General features: G+C 67.2%; 3 protein-coding genes. All 3 read left to right on the top strand.

The window, feature by feature from the left end:
• The first annotated feature begins 1038 nt into the window (after positions 1-1038).
• Positions 1039-1644 (top strand): hypothetical protein, encoded by a 606-nt coding sequence (locus tag AB0J09_RS58535; RefSeq protein WP_360711908.1) that lies wholly within the window; start codon positions 1039-1041, stop codon positions 1642-1644.
• A 190-nt stretch (positions 1645-1834) separates the two neighbouring features.
• On the top strand, positions 1835-2896 hold the full coding sequence (locus AB0J09_RS58530) for a DUF4192 domain-containing protein (protein ID WP_360711905.1): 1062 nt from the start codon (positions 1835-1837) through the stop codon (positions 2894-2896).
• Positions 2890-3873, top strand: coding sequence for a sigma-70 family RNA polymerase sigma factor (locus tag AB0J09_RS58525; RefSeq protein WP_360711902.1), 984 nt, complete (start codon positions 2890-2892; stop codon positions 3871-3873). The genes AB0J09_RS58530 and AB0J09_RS58525 overlap by 7 nt, the downstream gene beginning before the upstream one ends.
• Positions 3874-3972: the final 99 nt, after the last annotated feature.

The following is a 3972-nucleotide window of genomic DNA, read 5'->3' as shown; positions in this document are numbered from 1 at the left end:
CTCGAGGCTGAGCCATCGGCCGCGGCTCGGGTCCTGGCTGGGGATCAGCCAAACGGGCACGCGGCCGATGGCTCAGCCTCGAGGAGTTCCCGGCAGGGCGCATCCAGCGCATCCTTGACGAACCGTCGCCGCCTGCTGCGACCGGCCGCTCAGCCCGCGGTTGACCGCTATCGAGGCCCCAGGCCTTTGCCTGGGGCCCCTCTTTTCGTGCGCCGCCGCAGCGCCACACCGGTCACCTGGTCGGGGACTACCTCCAGTACGACCGGCCGATGAGATCAATACTCCGCGTCGCTCGTTGCTGAGCTCAAGTAGCGGACGCGCCACCCGGCTGGCCCCGCCGGACGGCGTGCCAGCGGGACTGATCGCTGACACATTTCCCCAACATCATCCGCGCCGACGGACGACGCTGACGACCGCATCGCAGCCCCAGGCCCAGGGGCCTTTTCGCGCCCGCGGTAGCCAACCCGTCCAGCCCTCTCGTTCGGCAGGAGCGACCGCCGACCTTCTCAACAGCTTTAGGAACCTGCGATGTGGTCATTTCTCGTCAAGCGCGGCAAGCCTTGCCCCGACTGCCAGGGCGAAGGCAAACAGAAGGTACGGACCTGGAAGGTCGGCCGAGGCTACGTTCAAGGCAAGAAGCGGCGCTGCCGATCGTGTGGCGGCAGCGGCGCCGCGCCTCGCTGAGCTCCTTGCCGTAGCTAGTACCTCGGCGCGCCCCGGCTTGGCCAAAGGATGGGCTCGCCCGAAGCCGCGCACTGGCCGCACATATTGCGGCCCTGCTCTGGCCAACCAGCACGTCTGACGGCGCCTGCCCTCGACGGCCCCTCTGCCACTGGTGGGGGGGCTGCCGTGGGTCGGGGCGGCAGCTGAGAGCCCCCTTTTCGCATGACCGGATCGGTGACGTCCTGCAGAGCTTCGCCAAAGCCTTTCGACACGCCGGCGGCAGCCAAACCCCTTGCCTCGTCGCCGGCTGACTCATCGCATCACCCGGCCCGGACACCCGTGCCGGGCTCTTCTGAACCCTTTGAAGGGATCGACATGCCCAACCTGAATCGTCGCCTCCTCGCTGTCCTCATGGACCGCTCCTACTCCATGCACTCGGTGAAGAAGGACGCTGAACGCGGCCTCGTCACACTTCTGCAGGAGCAGCAGACCAACCCTGCTGAGACACTCGTTTCCCTCTACGATTTCGCCGACGACCACCGCATCGTCTACGAATACGTTCCGCTGGACGCCGTCTCCGTCTACCGCCTGCACCCCGATGGCAACACCGCGCTGCTCGACGCGATCGGCATCACCATCAGCCGTATGGCCGGCCACATCGACCAGATGCCGGAAGGTGACCAGCCTGGCGAGATCCTCCTCGCCATCCAGACCGATGGCGAGGAGAACGTGTCCCGGACATACGACCTGGCCCGCGTCAACGAGCTGATCACGGCCCAACGCGCCAACGGCTGGAAGATCTCCTTCCTCGGAGCCGACCAGGACGCCATCGCCGTCGGCACCCGCCTAGGCATCGACCCCGCCATGACGCTCTCCTACGGCTCGAACAAGACCCAGGAGTCCATGACCCGGGCCGGGCGGATGCTCTCCCGCGGTGGCTCCGGCTTCACCCAGGACGACCGCGACGCCACCCGCTACTAATCGCCCCGCGGCCCTCGCCCTTCGGGGCGGGGGCCGCATCCATGAGGTTCTGCACCCCCACGCCTCAGAGATCAGCCGCTGGCCGCGTCCATGCCCTCATCCGCGCATGGTCCCGTTCCTGAACGGCTCTTCCCGCCGCTGAGCAGGTCGGTGAAGGACCTGTACGCCCTTCCCAAGGAGGTCTTTGATCATGTCACTTGATGGTTGTTTTGAACCGCTTGTCCCGATCGACCCTGCGGAGCTGCTCGGCCTGGTCCCGTTCCTTCTCGGGCATCAACCCCGGCACGCTCTCCTCGTCCTCGCCTTCTCCGGGCAGGAGCAGCCGCAAGGTGTGATCCAGCAGACGCTACCAGCCTCTGGTACCGCCGACACGGTCGCGCTCGCGCAGCACACCCTGCAGGTACTGGGACGCATGCCGGAGATTCGGCAGGTCGTCTTGATCGGATACGGCGCCGACGAGCAGGTCACGCCCACCATGGACGTCGTCCGGTTTCTGCTCGACGGCACCGGCATCCGCATCAGCGAGGCGCTGCGCTTCCAGGACAACCGCTACTGGTCCTATCTCTGCAGCCGCGAGCCGGACTGCTGCCGAGCCGACGGCGAACCCGTCGATCCCGCCAGCTCCGCCACCGCCGCCTACGCGGCCATGCTCGGTCTGGCCTCGCCCAAGGACAGCGTGGCCTTCGCCCACCAACTCGACCCGGTCACTGGCCTGCGACGCCGGCAGATGGACCAGGCCGCCCGGCATGCATGGAACCTCGTCCGGCGGCGGCAGGCCTCCATCCACCCGTATGTCATAGACGCCATGGACAGTATCCAGCGGGCACTGGACATGACGGCCGCAGGTCAGGCTCTCAGCGATGAGCAGGTGGCCTGGCTGGGAGTGCTGGCCTCTTCCAAACTGGTCCGAGACACCGCCGCCACCCTGCTGACGACATGGGCGGTGACCGATCACCTCCGGTTGTGGAGCGGTGTCACTCGGCTTGTCCCTTCCCAGGACGCATTCGGGCCCGCCTTGCTCACCGCCTACTTCGCGCTGAGGGCCGGTGATGGCCCGTTGGCCCAGGTGGCTCTCGACCGGGCCCAGCAGATCAAGCCTGGCGACCGCAATATCGAGGTGCTGCGTCTGGCCGCACAGATGGGTCTTAGCCCGCGCCAGTTCGCACGAATGCAGGATCGGCAGCGGCAGTTGCTCGCGCGAGCCACCGACACCTTCCCGCGCCTGGGGCCGTCGCCTGACCAGCCATGCTGAGCGTCGGCGCGCCGGGCCGGGGCAACGACTACCTGCTGGACTGCGAAGAGCACTACCTCCGAAGCTTGCGCGCTTTCCCGCTCCTGAAGGCTGAGGAGGAGGTGGTCCTCGCCAAGCGGATCGAGGCCGGCGTGTATGCGGCGCACCTGCTGGGCACCAGCGGCAATGACCACCGGTACGCGCCGGAAGAGCTGGAGCAGATCCGCGCCGACGGTCAAGCAGCCCACCGGCAGATGATCGAAGCCAACGCGCGGCTGGTGCCGTTCGTCGCCTGGCGTTATCGGGGACGAGGCATGGATTATCCCGACCTCATCGCCGAGGGCAACTTCGGGCTGCTGCGGGCGGTGGAGAAGTTCGACTACACCAAAGGGGCCAAGTTCTCCACCTACGCCGTCGTGCGGATTCAGCAAGCGATCATGCGAGGGCTGCAGGATCGCACTGCCGCATTCGCCTTCCGGCTGCCCAGCCACATTCACGAGCGGCTGGCCGACCTGGACAGGCAGGAGCGATACCTGCAGGCCGACCTTGGGCATGAAGCAACCCCGGACGAGCTGGCGCGGGCAGCTGACCTGCCCGTTTCTGACATCGTCCGGTTGCGTGCCATGGCCCAGTGGTCGATCAGCCTCAATCAGCCGCTGCACGAGGAGGACGACAGCGACGAACTGGGCGAGCTCATCCCCCAACGAGACCTCGACGGGATCACCTACGACCTTGCCGAGCAGATCAGCACGTCTATGGCATTGATGCAGGTCCGTGACCTGCTCACACTGCTGACAGAGAGAGAAGCGCGCATCCTGTCCCTGCGCTACGGGCTGGTGGACGGCCGCCCACGCTCGCCGACGGAAACCAGCCAGGAGTTCGGCCTCAGCCGGCAACGCATCCACGTCATAGCGGCTCGAGCGCTGGCCAAGCTACGCGCCGACCCGGCGGCATGCTCCCTGGCAAGGGCCGTGCTGGGCGCCGACCCGGGACTGTGACGCCGACCATGTGGAGGGGTTTCGGGGTGCCCCGCCGCTCGTCTGGAGCCTGCCATGGGGTCCTGTCCGCGCGAAGGCCAAGCCGCGCTTCGCGCGGTC

This window comes from Nonomuraea sp. NPDC049784 (assembly GCF_040659615.1).
Lineage (GTDB): Bacteria > Actinomycetota > Actinomycetes > Streptosporangiales > Streptosporangiaceae > Nonomuraea.
This window is presented reverse-complemented; position numbering and strand designations above follow the sequence as displayed.